19 protein-coding genes are annotated in these 13581 nt (G+C 69.6%); 10 read left to right on the top strand and 9 right to left on the bottom strand.

Annotation, left to right across the window (positions count from 1 at the left end):
- The first annotated feature begins 244 nt into the window (after positions 1-244).
- From ACZ7L1_RS11300 to ACZ7L1_RS11255, 10 genes are all read left to right on the top strand, one after another.
- Positions 245-559, top strand: coding sequence for a hypothetical protein (locus ACZ7L1_RS11300; RefSeq protein WP_471436169.1), 315 nt, complete (start codon positions 245-247; stop codon positions 557-559).
- A gap of 20 nt (positions 560-579) precedes the next feature.
- Entirely contained in the window at positions 580-729 is a 150-nt protein-coding gene (locus ACZ7L1_RS11295; RefSeq protein WP_471436168.1) for a hypothetical protein, read from the top strand.
- Positions 729-941, top strand: coding sequence for a hypothetical protein (locus ACZ7L1_RS11290; protein WP_471436166.1), 213 nt, complete (start codon positions 729-731; stop codon positions 939-941). Before ACZ7L1_RS11295 ends, ACZ7L1_RS11290 begins: the two co-directional genes overlap by 1 nt.
- Positions 938-1300 (top strand): DUF6907 domain-containing protein, encoded by a 363-nt coding sequence (locus ACZ7L1_RS11285; protein WP_471436163.1) that lies wholly within the window; start codon positions 938-940, stop codon positions 1298-1300. The genes ACZ7L1_RS11290 and ACZ7L1_RS11285 overlap by 4 nt, the downstream gene beginning before the upstream one ends.
- Entirely contained in the window at positions 1297-1497 is a 201-nt protein-coding gene (locus ACZ7L1_RS11280; protein ID WP_471436162.1) for a hypothetical protein, read from the top strand. Before ACZ7L1_RS11285 ends, ACZ7L1_RS11280 begins: the two co-directional genes overlap by 4 nt.
- A complete protein-coding gene (locus tag ACZ7L1_RS11275) occupies positions 1494-2441 on the top strand; it encodes a hypothetical protein (protein WP_471436160.1) in 948 nt (315 codons plus the stop codon). The genes ACZ7L1_RS11280 and ACZ7L1_RS11275 overlap by 4 nt, the downstream gene beginning before the upstream one ends.
- Positions 2438-2737 carry a hypothetical protein gene (locus ACZ7L1_RS11270; protein ID WP_471436159.1) on the top strand — a complete coding sequence of 100 codons (300 nt, stop codon included), beginning with the start codon at positions 2438-2440 and terminating at the stop codon, positions 2735-2737. The genes ACZ7L1_RS11275 and ACZ7L1_RS11270 overlap by 4 nt, the downstream gene beginning before the upstream one ends.
- Before the next feature lie 16 nt (positions 2738-2753).
- On the top strand, positions 2754-2912 hold the full coding sequence (locus tag ACZ7L1_RS11265) for a hypothetical protein (protein ID WP_471436157.1): 159 nt from the start codon (positions 2754-2756) through the stop codon (positions 2910-2912).
- A gap of 34 nt (positions 2913-2946) precedes the next feature.
- Positions 2947-3126 (top strand): DUF6257 family protein, encoded by a 180-nt coding sequence (locus tag ACZ7L1_RS11260; protein WP_471436155.1) that lies wholly within the window; start codon positions 2947-2949, stop codon positions 3124-3126.
- Between the two features lie 88 nt (positions 3127-3214).
- Positions 3215-5419 carry an FtsK/SpoIIIE domain-containing protein gene (locus tag ACZ7L1_RS11255; RefSeq protein WP_471436153.1) on the top strand — a complete coding sequence of 735 codons (2205 nt, stop codon included), beginning with the start codon at positions 3215-3217 and terminating at the stop codon, positions 5417-5419.
- A gap of 127 nt (positions 5420-5546) precedes the next feature.
- Here ACZ7L1_RS11255 and ACZ7L1_RS11250 read toward each other — a convergent pair whose 3' ends face one another.
- The 9 genes from ACZ7L1_RS11250 to ACZ7L1_RS11210 form a co-directional block, all read right to left on the bottom strand.
- Positions 5547-9398 carry a transglycosylase SLT domain-containing protein gene (locus ACZ7L1_RS11250; RefSeq protein ID WP_471436151.1) on the bottom strand — a complete coding sequence of 1284 codons (3852 nt, stop codon included), beginning with the start codon at positions 9396-9398 and terminating at the stop codon, positions 5547-5549.
- Positions 9399-9524: 126 nt separating this feature from the next.
- Positions 9525-10010: a P27 family phage terminase small subunit gene (locus ACZ7L1_RS11245; protein WP_471436149.1), complete on the bottom strand. Its 486-nt coding sequence runs from the start codon at positions 10008-10010 to the stop codon at positions 9525-9527.
- Positions 10011-10286: 276 nt separating this feature from the next.
- A complete protein-coding gene (locus tag ACZ7L1_RS11240) occupies positions 10287-10970 on the bottom strand; it encodes a hypothetical protein (protein ID WP_471436147.1) in 684 nt (227 codons plus the stop codon).
- A gap of 10 nt (positions 10971-10980) precedes the next feature.
- Positions 10981-11169 carry a hypothetical protein gene (locus tag ACZ7L1_RS11235; RefSeq protein ID WP_471436146.1) on the bottom strand — a complete coding sequence of 63 codons (189 nt, stop codon included), beginning with the start codon at positions 11167-11169 and terminating at the stop codon, positions 10981-10983.
- Positions 11166-11417: a hypothetical protein gene (locus tag ACZ7L1_RS11230; protein WP_471436144.1), complete on the bottom strand. Its 252-nt coding sequence runs from the start codon at positions 11415-11417 to the stop codon at positions 11166-11168. Before ACZ7L1_RS11230 ends, ACZ7L1_RS11235 begins: the two co-directional genes overlap by 4 nt.
- Before the next feature lie 11 nt (positions 11418-11428).
- Positions 11429-12046, bottom strand: a complete 618-nt coding sequence (locus ACZ7L1_RS11225; protein ID WP_471436142.1) for a hypothetical protein — start codon at positions 12044-12046, stop codon at positions 11429-11431.
- Complete coding sequence (locus ACZ7L1_RS11220; protein ID WP_471436140.1) at positions 12043-12213, bottom strand: hypothetical protein; 171 nt, start codon at positions 12211-12213, stop codon at positions 12043-12045. Before ACZ7L1_RS11220 ends, ACZ7L1_RS11225 begins: the two co-directional genes overlap by 4 nt.
- Positions 12210-12518 carry a hypothetical protein gene (locus tag ACZ7L1_RS11215; protein WP_471436139.1) on the bottom strand — a complete coding sequence of 103 codons (309 nt, stop codon included), beginning with the start codon at positions 12516-12518 and terminating at the stop codon, positions 12210-12212. Before ACZ7L1_RS11215 ends, ACZ7L1_RS11220 begins: the two co-directional genes overlap by 4 nt.
- Entirely contained in the window at positions 12515-13510 is a 996-nt protein-coding gene (locus ACZ7L1_RS11210) for an AAA family ATPase (RefSeq protein ID WP_471436137.1), read from the bottom strand. Before ACZ7L1_RS11210 ends, ACZ7L1_RS11215 begins: the two co-directional genes overlap by 4 nt.
- Positions 13511-13581 lie beyond the last annotated feature (71 nt).

Genomic DNA, 13581 nt, shown 5'->3' with positions numbered 1-13581 from the left:
AGCCTTCTGACCTGCGAGTTTCTCATCGTTGGGTATCGGATGGTATCGGCTCGCATCGGGTTCTGATGTGTACGGCATGTGTACGAGAATCCTCGGCAGAGGTGTTGCACGATAGACGCACCCGCGTCTAAGGTGATGCCATCGCTTCGAAAACGAAGCGGCCCCAACCCGGTGCGCTAACACCGTGAAGGGGCCTGACGGATCTACCTGACGCAACAGGAGAACCGCTGTGACACAGCTTGCCATGACCAAGCCGTCTGTCGAGCACCTGATGGACGCCCCGCTGCAGGAGCTGATCGACGAGCTGCACATAAAGCTCGCCGTCGCCCGCATCACCGACCCGACGTTCACCGGATACGCCTACGTCGACCGCGACCAGGTCGTCATCTCCCTCCCGCCGAACCGGTCGGAGCTGGAACACGACTGCATGGCGCGCTTCCTGATCGGCTCGGCGTTCCAGGTCGACGACATGCCGCCGCTGCCCGAGCCGTTCCAGGTCACCGACGTGACCATGGAGGCCAACGCGTGGCGCCCCTCGCAGGCCGGCGGTGCCGCATGATGACGGCCGACGCTCCCCGGATGCCCGCCGAGTTCGGCGACGACCTGCTCCGCGCGATCCACCGCGAGACGACCTGGTCGGTGCCGGACGCCGAGCGCACCACGTGCCCGATTCACCTCGACTGGCGGTCGAACTGCATCGACCTGCACGTCCGGAAGGCGGGCCGGTGATGGCATACGACGCGCTGCACGGCCCGGACGAGCCGTCCTCGGAGTTCGCGTCCCTCGACGTCGAGATCGCCGTCACCCGGAAGATCCTCGACGAGACCGCGGGCCTGAACATCCACTCCGACGACGACATGCGGTCCGCGGCGTTCGCCCTGAACTGCCGCGTGCGCGCCCTGCTCGCCGCGATCGAAGCCGAGCGGGGTGAGGGCCGATGACCCGCAGGATCGTCATCGACACCGTCGACGAGGGCCCGATTGAGCTCGACTGCCCGGACTGGTGCATCGGCCACGCCGACGAGCCGGTCGGCTACAAGGTGGACGTCACCCACAAGGGCCGCACCGTGGCGGCCTCGGTGACGACGCCCTGGGGCGCGGTCGAGTTCCTGAAGGCCCGCATCAGCTGGGCGCCGTTCGGTGAGCTGCAGCCGGAGCCGTTCCCGGTGGTGGACGTCGAGGAGTTCCCGCCGATGGGTCCCGTGCAGCTGCGTGAGCTGGCCGCCGAGACCGCCCTGCACGCCGGCCGTTTGTACTCGCTGTCGAACCAGCTGGATCGGCTGCGGAGGAACGGCTCGTGACCTCCCGCTGGCCGATCCGCCGGCCGACCGAGCGCGCCGCGCTCCGTGCGGTGTGCCGGTCGGCCCGGCCCCTTCCCCCTGTTCCTGCCCTGATGGCCGCCCTGGTCGACGCCGTCGACCGCCGCGACCGGGAGGGCACTTGCCTTGCCGCGCACCGTGTGGTGCGCGCTGCTGCCCCGAAGGAGTTGGGCGAATGAGCAACCTGAAGAAGGTGGCGCCGTGGGTGCTGCCGTCCGTCCTCACCGCGATTGCGGTGGCGTGGGTCATCGACGCGATCGGCGGGATCCTCGCCGGCCAGGCGGCGGCGCCGTTCGCGTACAGCGTCGCCGTCCTGTTCGACGCGGTGTGGCTGTACGCCCTGGCGCAGGAGACCGCGCACCGCCGGCAGGGCTCCAGTGCCCGCCTGCCGAAGGCGATCGGCTGGGTGTTCCTGCCGCTGACGGTTGCCGTGCTGGCCGCGCGGGGCCTGCTGGCCGGTGACGTCCTGGCCGCTGTGGTCGGCGCGCTGATCCCCGTCCTGGCCAAGGTGACGTTGGTGATGGCCATCGACCGGGACCGCACGCGGATCAGTGCCCGTGCTCAGGCCGCCATCGACCGGACCCGTGCCACGACCCGTGACCGCATCGCCGTGTCCCGGGCTGTGGCCGCGGCACGGGCCGACGAGACGAAGGCCGCAGCGGACATCCTGAAGGCGACCCGCGAGGCCGAGGCGGAAGCCGTCACCGTCACCCACGACGCGTATGAGCAGTACGCGAACGTCATCGACCAGCACCCCCTTCCGGAGGCTGTCGGCGAGCTGCCGGGGCTGATCTCTGATGGGGACCTCGAGGCCCTGCTGTCGGGGGGTGTGCCGGACGGCATTCCCGCACTTGGCACGGGGGGTTTCGGCCCTTCCGGCACGCCCTCCGGCACGGGTGGCGGCACGCCCGCCCTGAGCGAGGCGAAGGCCGCCAATGAGAAGGCGGTCGCGCTGCTCGCCGCGCAGCTGTACGCGACGAACCCGCCGCCCTCGAAGCGGAAGTTCCGGGAGGCCATGCGTGCCGAGATGAACGCCCGCGGCCTGACCGGGTCGTGGGACACGATCGACGCCCTGTACGACCGGGAGAAGGCCCTTGCCGGGCCGGGCGGGGGCCAGCCGTGAGCGCCATCGAGAAGGCCGCCCGCGAGGCGGTCGAGGCCGCCGACAACACCGAGATCGTGCGGCAGGTCGCCGCGATCCTCGCCGCTCAGCAGCTGCTCAACCAGCAGCCGCCGCAGCAGCCGGCGCCGCGGCAGGAGTTCGACTCGAAGAAGTGGCTGACCATCGGCGGCCTCGCCATCGCCGGGGGCCTGGTCGCCTCGTTGTTTGCGGTCGCGGTCGCCATCGGCGCCGTGTCCGTCGCCATCCTCGCCCTGGTCCTGCGTGGACTGTGGGCCGACTTCCAGAAGAACCGCTGACCAGGAGGGACCGACCATGCAGCAGCACAAGACCAAGATCGAACCCGAGTACCGATCCGCGATCAAGATCTACGTGTACAGCCTCCGCTGCTCGTGCGGCCACTACGAGTACGCCCACCGGAGCCGCGGAGCCGCCGAAGCCGCCAGCCGGAAGCACCAGCAACAGCAGCGCTGACCAGCTGCCTGTCCGCAAACAAGCAGGAGGAACCATGCCCGACGACATCACCGCCGCTGACCTCACCCTCGGCGAGAAGGCCCGTATCGGGGTCCTGATCGCCCGCGCCGCGAAGCGGGGCGTTGCCGGACCCAACGTCGACATCAGCGACATCAAGCGGCGTATCGAGCGGATCGAGAACCAGGCCCGCCGCCGTAAGCAGGCCAACAAGTAGCCGCGCCCCGGGGCGGCCGCCATGCTGCCAGGCTCGCCGGCCGCCCCGGGCCTCCCAACCCTCCGCAGAGAGAAGGAAGGTCCCCATCATGACCGAAGCCCTGATCGGCGCCGTCAACGGGCACGCGAAGCCGCAGGTGTCGCTGCTGAAGTTCGCGCCCGAGCAGCCGGCCGCCCCCGACGTCGAGCAGCAGGCCGCCGTCGTCGAGGCGGTCGACCGGTCCGACAACCCGCTCGCCGACTGGCTCACCGTGCCCGACGTGCCGATCCTGCCCGCCTGGGCCCGGTCGGCGGCGTCCCTGAAGGCCAACACCGCAGCGCTCGGCAGGCTGTGCGTGTGGCACGCCCGCTACCACGCTCTGCGGGTGCCGAAGTACGCGCTGCGCATGGCGTGGCTGGCCACCAAGGGCCTGTGGCGTGCCGTGCGGGGCCTGTGGCCCACCCTCACCGCCCACGACCGCAGCGCGGCCGTGAAAGCCCTGCGCGCCCAGGTCCGCGAGCACCCCGAGGACGTCGAGATGGCCGTGCGGTACGCGCTTCTGCACCGCGAGCGCACCGTGGCCCGCCGCTCACGGTTCGGGGCAGCCGCTACGGCCGTCGCCGCGACCGCGGTCGGCTGGTACCTGGCGCCGCCGCTGCTGCAGGCCGCCATCGCCGCCGCCGTCACCGTGCCGCTCGCCTACCTGGGACGGGGCGAGGACGCGAAGCTGCTCGACAACCCGACGCCGCCGCTGCGCGTCGACATGTCCGCGCAGCAGCTCAACGACGCTCTCAGGGCTGTTGGCCTGCTCAAGCAGGGGAAGGGCGACGACGAAGGGCCGCGCATCACCTGCGTCATGGGTCCCGTCCGTGACGGTCGCGGTTGGGCCGTCGTGTTCGACCTGCCCCGGGGCGGCGGGAAGACCGCTGCTGACGTGCTGGCCAAGCGCACGGCGATCGCCGCCGAGCTCGGCGTCGACGAGATCCAGGTCATCGCCGCCCGTGTCCGTGCAGCTGGCGGAGGGCACGCCGGCCGGGTGTCGCTGTGGGTTGCCGACGACGACCCGTACCTCGGCGACCCGGTGCCGTCTCCGCTGGTCAAGCTGGAGCGCTTCAGCGTGTGGGAGCCGATCCCGTTCGGGCAGGACGCCCGCGGTACCCGGATCACCGTGCCGGTCATGTGGCAGTCGCTGTTCTTCGGCGGCCTGCCCCGCCGGGGCAAGACGTTCACGCAGCGGCTGATGACCGCGGCGGGGCTGCTGGACCCTTTCGTCAGGCACTACATCGCGGACGGCAAGGGCGGCGCCGACTGGATGCCGATGAAGGCGGTCGCGCACCGGCTCGTGATGGGCGCCGAGGATGACGCCGTCGACGCGCTGAAGGCGATGCTGAAGGAGCTGCTGGCGGAGATGGAGCGCCGCTTCGTCCTGCTGCGCGGCCTGCCCGTCTCCATCTGCCCCGAGGGCAAGCTCACCCCGGCGATCGTGGAGAAGTACAACCTGCCGGTCATCTTCGTCACCATCGACGAGCTGCAGGAGTACTTCACCGCGATGGAGCGCGACGACCGTGAGCAGGTCATCAACGACCTGTGCCGCATCGCCCGCCGCGGCCCGGCTGCCGGGTTCATCAGCAACTTTGCCTCCCAGCGCCCCGACGCCGACAGCGTGCCCACCAAGCTGCGCGAGATCATCACCCTGCGGTACTGCACGCAGGTCGTCGACCAGACCTCCAGCGACATGGTGCTGGGCAAGGGCAAGGCCGCCCAGGGCGCCGACGCCTCGGTGCTGTCCGAGGACCACAAGGGCACGGGCGTGCTGGTCACGGGCCCTGCCTCGTTCGTGACGGTGCGGGCCGACTTCCTCGACGGGCCCGGATTCTCCGAGCTGTGCCAGCGCGGCCGTGCCCTGCGCGTCAAGCACGGGCAACTCACCGGCGACGCGGCCGGCGACGTCACCGCGGCCGCCGACTCCGCGGGCGTCACGATCGCCCCAGTGCTGTCCGACTGCCTCGACGTGATGCGGCACACCGACCGGATGCACACCGTCGACCTGCTCGACCGGCTCGTCAACGTCGACGAGGACCGCTACGGCGACTGGGACGCCGAGCGCCTGGCCGCCGAGCTCGAGGCGGCGGGCGTCGACCGCACCACCAAGCAGGTCAAGGTCGGCGGGAAGAACCTCGCCGGCTACCGCAGGAGCGACCTCGAGGCCGCCGTGCCCGCCGAACTCCTGCTCGCCGCACGCCGGGTAGAGCCGTCCCCCTCTACGAACCCCGCTACGGATGCCCCTTCCGTCGACACCGGGGAGGGCACCTGATGTAGAGGGGGCCCGCTACCTGGGTAGTGACCTTGGTAGAGGCCCCCGACCTGCGAAGTAGTGCCCGTAGAGGGGCACAGGGCCCCCGTCCGAACATGCGGACGGGGGCCTTTTTTGCTGCCCTCCCTCAGCTGGCGCTGATGACGCTGATGAGCTGCTGCTGGGAGTCGCGGACCTCGGCGCGGGTGATGTCGCGGATCTGCTCGTTGCCGACCCACACGTTCACCGTCATGCCATCGAGGCTGCCGCCCGTGGCCGCCGACGCCATCGTGTTCCACTGCGCGTCCGTCAGGACAGCCTCAGGCTTGCCCGTCAGGTTGACCGCGGTGGTCAGCCCGGGCTGGAGCCAGCCGCCGGAGTCGTAGCCGGCGGGCGGCCGGTTGGCGTTTGCCTGCTGAACGTTGCTGATGTTGTGGTAGTTGGCAACTATGTAGCGGATCGCCGCCGCGACATTCGCTATGGGATCAAGGATCCCCCTGCTCCTCAGCGACGCGGGCACGTAGGCGTTGAACGTCGACGGGATCGTCTGGGCCAGCCCCTGTGAGGGATGGCCAGCGGCAGCGTTGGAGTCCCACAGGTTGATCGCCCGCGGGTTCCAGCCGCTCTCCCTCGCGATGAGGGTGTTGAGGCCGGCCTGCCACTGCGGCAGCGTGCCCGGCGGGGGGACGCCCGCGGCGGCGAGCGCCTGGTTGATGATGGCCAGGCGCTGGCCGTTGGGGATCGTGCCGCCGATGTCGCCGCCACCGCCGCCGAACGACACCAGATCCTTGAGGCCGTCGAGGATCGCTTTCGGCAGTGCGAGCGCTAGCTTGCCCCAGGCCGAGTTCTTGATGTCCTGCAGTGGGCCAAGGAGTTTACCCATCAGCCCTTCAAGGGCTTTGCTCGGGTCTTTCAGGAAGCTGGCGGCGGAGGAGAAGAAGCCGCCAACCTTGCTGCCGATGCTCTTCAGGCCGCCGAGGACGTCACCGATGATGCCGCCTCCGGCGAGGAGCTGCGTGCCGGCCGCCTGCCACAGCGACAGGGCTCGCCCCCTGTACTTGGGGTCCGTCGGGATGACGAACTCCGGGTGAGCGGGGTTGCCCTCGCCGACGATCGCGGTCGGGGAGTTGAACACGCCCGGCTGTACGGGCAACATGCCGCCCTGGGCGAGCATGGGCAGTGTGTCCAGTTTCGGCAGGCCGGGAATCCAGTCGCCGATCTTCTTCCAGACCTCGACGATGCCCCGGTTCCAGACGGTTTGGATCACGAAGTTGATCGGCGCCTTCGTCAGATCCTTGATCTTGTCCCAGGCCTTGCCGATCGCGTCCTTCGCGTCTCCGAACGCGTCACCGACCTTGCCGATCGCCGCCTTCAGGAGATCGAACGCGGGACGGATGTTCTTCTGCCAGACAGTGTTGATGATGCTCGCGATCGTGGTGAACACCGGGTGCACCACGTTGTCGTTGAGCCAGCGGAACGCGGGCCCGACATGCTCGGTGATCCACGTGATCAGGGTCGCCAGAATGCCGATCACCGAAGTGATGGCGCCGATGAAGCCCACGTCGAACGTCGTGATCAGCTTCAGGATCGGCGGCAGCACCACCGCCAGGATCTTGATCGCGAAGGTGAGGGCCAGCGCCGTGATCTGTACGAGCGCCGGCAGGATCGGCAGCAGCGCGACCAGCAGCTGCATGCCCGCGCCGATCAGCTGCGTGAGTGACGGCATCAGCGCCGCCAGCACCTGCGTTGCCAGCTGCACGACCAGGCCAACGATCTGCACGAACACCGGGATCAGCGGCGTGATCGCCTTCATCACCGTGCCGATCCACAGCTGCGCCAGCTGCGCGAACACCCCGGCGAGCATCCCCACGACGCCAATCAGCGGCGTGATCAGCGGGCCGAGGGCGCCGAAGACCTGCCCGAACATATCCCCGAGCATCCCGATGTACGGGATCAGCGCCTGAATGATCGTGTTGAGCGGGCCGACCAGGACGTCGACGAGCTGCACGACGATCCCGATGATCGGCTTCAGTACCGGCATCAGCGCGTTGACGATGGCGGCGATGAGCTCGCCGATCGGCTGCAGCAGCGGCACCAGCGCCGTCACGATCTGCCCGATCGCGTCCCCGATGACGCCGATCACCGGACCCAGGGCGGTGATGATGGGCATCAGAGCCTGCCCGAGGGCCGTCACGACCTGCTGCAGGACCGGGCCCAACGTCTGCGCCAACTGCGCAACGACCGGCGCCAGAGCGGCGATCAGCGGCGCCGCGGCCTGCAGGATCGAGCCGATCACCGGGGCCAGCGCGCCCACGATCTGCGCGATCGACTGGAAGGTCTGCCGCAGGGCCGCCTGAATCTGCGGCATGTCGGTGACCTTGCGGATCTGGTCGAACAGGGCGCCGACCACGCTCAGCGCCTGGCCGCCCGCACTGCCCGCGGCCTGCAGGATGTTCGACACCGCGCCGGCCGCGTCGCCGAGGATGCTTCCCAGCTGGCTGATGAGCTGAAAGGCCGTGTCGATGGCCTGCTTCATCCCGCCCGACGTGAACGACTTCGACAGCCCGTCCGTGAAGTGCGTGATCGCCCCGGCGAAGCCCTGCAGCAGCTGGTTGAACGCCGGTTGAGCGGCGACCGTCAACTGCCCGAACGCCGTGATGAGCTGCCGCGGCGTGTCCTTGAAGACGCGCAGGTTGTCGTTCGCGCCCTTCAGGATCTGGTCGAGCATCCCCGACTTGGCCATGTCCGTGATGGCGCCGGCCGCACTCTTGGCGATGCTGTTCCAGATGCCGCCCGTCTCCGTCAGCCGCTTCTGCAGGATCGGGATCGTCGCCCCCGCCAGCGTCCGTACCGTGCCGTCGAGGCCCTGAAAGAGGGCGTTCTGCACGGACAGCCGCATGTGATCCCACGCGGGCGCCAGCGCCTGGATCGTGCGCACGAACGACTGCGCGTTCGGCGCCAGCTTCGCCATCGCCTGATCCAGCTTCGACGTCTGCGCCGCCGCGGCCTGCTGGGCTTCCGCCACGGCCTGCGCCGCCTCGGCGACCTGCCGCTGAGCGTCCGCGACCTGCCGGGCGCCATCCTGCTGCGCCTGCGCGACACCAGCCTGCGCATCCGCCAGCGCCCGCTCCTTGTCGGCAACCGACCGGTTCGCGTCGGCAATCTTCTGCTTCGCGTCGACGACCTGCTGCGACCCCTCGACACCAGCCTTGTTCGCCTTGGCCGTGTCGTCCTGCAGCCGCTTCGTCTCCGTGCGCTGCTCCTGCAAGTTCAGCGTCGCCCGGTCATAGGCGAGCTGCAGCTTTGCGAGCTCCTCCGGGGTCGTACCCGGGTTGGCGCGGGCCACCGCCAGCGCCTTCTGCGCGTCCGTCAACCGGATCGCCGCATCCCGCTCGTCGAGCTGCGACTCCTTCAACCGGTTGTTCATGTCCTGCAGCGCCCGAGCCGCTTCCTGCCGCGCGCTGTTGAGATCCGCCTGCACCTGGCGCGCGTTCCGCTGCGCGTCCGTGAGATCCCGCTCCGCGCCCTCGACCTGCTTCTGCGCATCCGCGATCGACCGAGCCGCCTGGACACGGGCGTCTGCAAGGCCCCTCTGAGCGTTCGCCAGGCTCCGCTGGGCCGATTCCACAGCGTGCGTCGCCGAGGCCGCCCTGTTGGCGTCCGCAGTGCTGCTGGAGAACGCCGCCTTGAACGCGTCGCCCACGCCCGACAGCCCCAGCTTCAGGGCGCCCGCGGCCGTGCCAGCAGTCGCCAGAGCCGGGGCCAGAGCAGCGATCGCCGCACCAGCCGGGGCGATCCCCGCGACCAGCGACGTAGCGAACCCGCCGAGGATGCCCCGCATCCCGCCCGTGAGGGCCGCACCGAACGCCTTGCTGAACGCGCCGCCACCGGACCGGCCGGCCCCCGACGCGCGAGCATTGATAGAGCGACTCCAGTCGCCCTCGAACTCAGGCCGGATACTGACGTACCCGCGCCCGACCAGAACACCACCAGCCGCCACAACGACCCCTAACTTCGGTACAATGAAGGGGTGTTGACCTGCGGTTTTCGTCCGGCCAGACGGGTTTCGGGTCAGCCTCTACGGCAAGGGCCGCGCCTGCACGCGCGGCCTTTTCCATGACTGGAATCAGTCCCAGATGTCGTCGTCTTCGTCGTCCGGCTCAGGGGCCGTGATGCGCTGCGCCGAGGCCGGCGTCAGCCCCAGCTCGCCGATGAGCGACCGGAAGTGCTGGCGGTGCTGGTTGACGATCGTCACCCACGGATTCCGGGCCTTGCCGTGCGCGCCCTGGATGACGTGGCCCTCGAGGGCCAGCGCACGCACACCCATCTTGATCGTGGCCCAAGTGACGCACAGGTCCGTGACCGTCTCCCGCTGGGCGTCGACCAGGCCGGCCGAGTAGGTCAGAGCGGGAACGATCCGCCCCCACAGCTCCGCGGCCGTCTTCCTCGCCCGTGCGACCTCCGTATCGGAGCCGGGCAGCAGGTCCGTCCACTTCGGCTCGACGGGATCCCTGGGCGGGAAGCGGACACCCTGCTTGTTGCGGTCCGCGCGGAACGTGCCCTCACGCACGGCCTGCATGTACGGCTTCGGCTTACGACCGGGAACGGCCATCGGCCCCACCTCCATTCAAGAGCGGAATAGGTTTTGCTTGATCAGCCATCGGTGCCGGGGCTCTCCACGGCGGTCCCCCGCGCGGGCGCGAGGGTGGCGCGCCCCACCCCCGGGCCTTGATCGTCTTGGCTCCGGGCGGGCCGAGCCGTGTTGCTCGGCCCGCTCCGGTCGGCGCTGGGCGGATCGCTGCGAGAGGAAGGGACTCGCTCCTCGCCCATCGCTCCCGCGTGCGGCTGGCCTACACATGCGGCCGCAGCGGGTGACGTTGACGCCGGATCATGCGGCCGTGGGCCCGGTGTCGCCGGGGTCGGCCATGCTCTGGATGTCCTTGGCGCTCATGCCGCGCAGTTCCTCGGGCGTGCCGAGGCTGCCGAGGAAGCCGTGCGTCAGGGCGCCGCCGGTGGTGTTCTGCCGCACGTAGATCTCGCCGGCCTGCTGGTACCGCTCGGCGTCGGTGGGCCTGGTGGACAGGTAGGCGCCGAGGACGTTGTCCCAGTCCATGTCGTGGGCGCGCTTGGCGATGGCTCGGGCGAGCACCTTGTCGCCTGCCTGCTCGGCGTCGGCCAGGGCGCGGGCGGCGTCGCCGGCCTTCTTGAGTCGGCCGGCTCGGTCCTGCGCGTCTCGCACGGTGCCGTCGACGGCAGCACGGTCTGCGCTGCCGATGGCCGAGGCGCGCACGTCGTCGAATCCCCACAGCTGGCGCTCCAGTTTGGCGAACGTCTCGCGGTCGGCCTGCAGCTGCTCCTGCTGCACCTTGCGCAGTGCGGCCTGCGTCGTGGCGTACAGCTTGGCGATCTCGACCTGCCGGGCGGTGGGGTGCATGTTGCGCTGGCCGCGGAGCTGCTGCAGCCCCTGCTTGTAGTAGGCGCGGATCTCGTTGGCCTTGTCCTGACCGCGGGTGGGCTTGGGCTGCTGGCCGCGGATCAGGGTGTTCATCTGCTGTCCGAGCTTGGTGGGCATGGGGTTCTCCTTACGGGTTGAGCTGGTGGTCGAGTTCGGCGTCGCGTATCTGCTGGCGCAGGGCGGGGTCGGTTTCGGGGGTGGGCTTTCCGGCGAGGACGCCGGGCACCGTGTAGTTCTCCTCGGGCGTCTGGTCGGTGCCGGGCCCGGCCTTGCCGCGGGCCTGGATCTCGTCGAGGGTCTGGGGCTGGTCGGTCATGTGGTGGTCTCCGTGGGTTCGTCGAGTTCGAGGAGTGAGCGTTGGGCGCGGGCGCCGTCGACGACGGCGGGCCAGTCGGCGGGGTTGATGAGGTTGCGGAAGAAGGCGACGGTGGCGGCGAGGGCGCGGCTGGTGGCGTCGCGGACCTGGTCGTCGGGCAGCTCGTTGACGAGCCGGGCGTGTTCTTCGTGGTCTTCGCAGATGGCGGCGAGGCCGATGTCGGTGACGATCTGCTGGTGGGGGCTCATGTGCCGATCTCCTATGTGAGCCGGTAGCGGCCGAAGCAGTCGAATTCCGCCCACTTGCTGCCGGTGGTCGGCAGCGCCGGGTTGAAGTCGGCGAGCTGGATGGTGCCCGACGTGGCGATCGTCATCACGCCGAAGTAGCCCTGCGCGACCTGCACAGCGCAACGCACCTGAGCGGCAGGGCACGCTTCGGCGGGCAGGGTGGCGACGGTGGTGCCGGAGGTGAGGGTGCCGGACATGGCTGCCAGACCGCACAGGGATGCTGTGCCGTCCCCCCAAATCCGGTAGGCGGGCGTGTAGTAGGGAGAGCCGAACGGAGCCCAGCCCGAGGCTAGGGAGAGCGGCGTCCACGCCCGCGCAGTGGGTGTGAGCCGGCCGCGGACGATCCAGTTGCCGCTGCTGGACTGGTCGATGACGACGACGTCACCGACGGCAGGATTGGGGTAGCTCTCCATGCAGCGGGCTTTGATGCCGTCTGCGGTGGTGATGGTGCCGTCGGTGCCGACGGTCGCAACGGTGGCGAGCCGCCAGTCCGCGCCGCGCACCGACGGGGTTCGCTCCCCGGCCCGCTTGGCCTGCTCTTTGAGCGCCCACGCGAGGTCGCGGTGCACGCTGTGGCTGCTCTTGCTCATTCGTCGTCCTCCTCGGCGGCCCAGCGGGCGAGCTTGGCGGTGTGCCTGGCCTGCAGGCCGTAGCCGCGCGCTTCGTCCAGCTCCGCGCGCTGCTGGCGCCGCTTGGCCCGCTTCAGCCGGGCCGCGGCAAGGCGGGCCTGTATCTGCTCGTCGACGTGGGAGGTCACGGCTGTACCCCGGCACTGGCAAGGAACTCGGCCCGCTTGGCGGGGTCCTGCATCTCGCGAGCGCTTGCCACCCACACTTCGTGCATCCGGGCGGCGTCGCCCTGGTGCTCGGCGCACAGGGTGATCCGGTAGGTGCTGGACTCGGTGGGTCGCTGCTGGTCGATGGTGTTGCGGACGGCGATGACGCCGGGCTTGCCGCAGCTGCCGTGCTCGGCGCAGCACTCGCCGGTGCCGACCTGGATGGTCTGCACGGTGTACGTGGTGTCGCGGTCGTCGCCCAGCTTGATGACGGTGGTCGTGGTCATGCGGCGTTCTCCGTTTCCGTGCCGAAGATGGGTTCGTTGGCGCGGTAGACGCCGCGCTTGACCTTGGTGAGGTCGCCGCGCTCTTCGAGGCGGCTGAGGTACTGGTAGGAGTCGCGGCCGAACTTCTCGACGACGTCCTTGGCTCGACAGCCGTCCGGGTGCTCACGGACGAACTGCAGGATGGAGACGGATACGTCGCCCAGCCCAGCGGAGTCCTGCCGCTGTTGAGCGGCGGCGGCGGCCTCGTCGAGGCTGGTCCCGTCGAGCCGCCACAGGCCGTCTTCCATGAACAGCCCGTACTCAGCTTCGGGCACGTCACGGCCGGTGACCATCAGCAGGGCCTCTTGGGCCTGCCGCTTGCGGGCGAGGACGACGATCGTGTCCGCGGCGCCGGCCAGACCGTTCGTGCCGGACACGGACTCGACGAAGTCCTCGGTGGCCGCCTTTCGGTCGTGGTGCAGGGCCGTGATGGATAGGCCCGGCTTGCTGTCTGCGATCCGCTTGAGTCGTCCTGCGACCCGATAGTCCCGCTGGTAAGAAGACTCGCCGGGCATTGCCTGCGGCATGACCTTGCCGAGGGTGTCGACGACGACCAGAGCGGTGTCCGGGTACAGGTGCAGGAACGCCTCGATGGTCTGGCAGACGAACCCGGGCTCGATGACGGTCTGGTAGTGGAACGTCGACGGGATCGGCTGGTCTCCGAGGATGGTCCGGCACCGGTCCTGCATGCGCCTGTCGCCGTCCTCGAGGGCGAGGTAGAAGACGCGGCGCGGCTTGCCCATTCCGATGGCTCCAAGAGCATGGCTGCCGTTCGCGACGGCCAGCAGGATGCCCAGAGCGAGCCAGCTCTTACCGGCCTTTGGCGGGCCGATCAGCAGCGAGAACCCTTCGGGAAGCAGGCCGTCGACCGCGTACCTGAGCGGCGGGAACTCCTGCCCGTCCAGCCACGATCCGTCCCGCATGGGGCCGAGAAGCCGCTTCAGCGTCTCCATATCCGGACCGGTGTCAGAAGTGTCAGAACCGTCAGAACCGGTGTTCTGTCGCTGGTCAGAGGCCTGCTCGT

It is taken from the genome of Streptomyces sp. NPDC107546 (assembly GCF_055639175.1).
This window is presented reverse-complemented; position numbering and strand designations above follow the sequence as displayed.